Annotated in this window: 1 protein-coding gene; it reads left to right on the top strand. The window is 68.9% G+C overall.

Features of this window, described 5'->3' with window-relative positions:
• Window positions 1-302, top strand: a 302-nt coding sequence (locus TN53_RS48085; protein WP_046264528.1) for a tetratricopeptide repeat protein, incomplete at both ends; no start/stop codon positions are given.

Below are 302 nucleotides of genomic sequence, written 5' to 3'. Positions count from 1 at the left end.
TGGAATAACCTCGGCATCGCCCTGCGGAAGGATGGCCGGGCGGAGGAGGCGATCGAGGCGTACGACAAGGGCGTGGAGATCTGCCGGGAGTTCGGGGACCGGGGGGAGGCGTTGACGTGGTTTGACGGTGAGCGGGCGGGGCTGGTGGCTGCGGTGTCGTGGGCGCGGGAGGAGCGGTATGCGGATACCGCGGTGCGGCTGGCTCTGTGTCTGGCGGAGTATCTGGACTGGCGGCGGTACTTCGATGACTGGATCACTGTCTCGGATGTCGCGCGGGAGGCCGCCCACCGTGCCGGGGACAG

The sequence above is a fragment of the Streptomyces sp. WM6386 genome (genome assembly GCF_000972385.1).
Lineage (GTDB): Bacteria > Actinomycetota > Actinomycetes > Streptomycetales > Streptomycetaceae > Streptomyces.
The sequence above is the reverse complement of the archived record's forward strand: the minus strand, read 5'-3'. Positions and strand labels throughout refer to the sequence as shown.